Annotated in this window: 1 pseudogene; it reads left to right on the forward strand. The window is 50.3% G+C overall.

The window, feature by feature from the left end:
- Window positions 1-1,023 (forward strand): annotated as a pseudogene (locus tag QZ506_RS13905) (hypothetical protein); the annotation flags it as partial.
- Between the last annotated feature and the right edge of the window lie 30 nt (window positions 1,024-1,053).

Raw genomic sequence — 1,053 nt, forward strand, 5'->3', positions numbered from 1 at the left:
CTTGAGGGGTGGACTAACGCAATCCGGCGCGGTTTTTCAGTCACCATGATGTCGAAAATCGCATCAATGAGCCGGAATAACTGGAGTGTGCTGGATCAGGCTGATCGGACATTAATGATGCGTCGTGGTATTACTGAAAGCGATTGGGCTGTATGGCAGCAAGCAACACCTGAAACCTTTAAAGGTCAGCCCATGCTAACACCACGCAGCATTCGCGCCATTAGCGGCGCTGATGATATCGCCAAGAACGCTGCGATTGGTAAGTTGCTAGGGTTTATTAACGATGAATCAGAGTATGCCTCTCTTGGCTCCGATATTATGGCTCGTGCTGCAATGATGCAGGGAACGCAGCGCGGCACTTGGGGCGGAGAAATGTTGCGACATTTCATGCTGTTTAAATCATTTTCTTTCGGAATGATGTCGCGTCATTTGCGTCGAATCAGTGAAATCGAGAGTGGAACCGGCAAACTCGCATATTCCGCGTCTTTATTAGTGGGTACCACTCTATTTGGCGCACTAGCCATTCAATTAAAGGATATTGCAGACGGCAAAGATCCGCGCGATATGTTTACGGCTAAATTTGGGGCGGCGGCATTTCTACAGGGGGGTGGGATGGGTATCGTTGGCGATATGATCTATACAGGAATGGGCGGCGACAGCCGAGGTGGACAACCCAACTGGATGAACTTGCTTGGCCCCGTGTTTGGCACTGGCATTGATGCTGTTAATGTGACGCTGGGTAATGCAACCAAAGCGGCGTTAGGAAAAGATACGCACGCCGCCGCCGATCTGTTACGCTTTATCAAGCAGAATGCCCCCGGCGTTAACTTTATGAACCTCTGGTATACCAAAGCTGCGTTTGATCATGCATTCTATAACCAGATGATGGAAGAGGCGTCACCGGGTTACTTGCGGCGCATGAAAGACCGAGCACGCAAAGACTGGAATCAGCGTTCCTGGTGGGAGCCGGGTGATAGCACACCGAACAGAGCGCCCGATCTTAGTCGGGCGTTGGGGGATTGATGGGAAAAATATTTTTAGAAAACATTAGCA

Source organism: Candidatus Symbiopectobacterium sp. (assembly GCF_020054415.1).
Taxonomy (GTDB): Bacteria; Pseudomonadota; Gammaproteobacteria; order Enterobacterales; family Enterobacteriaceae; genus Symbiopectobacterium.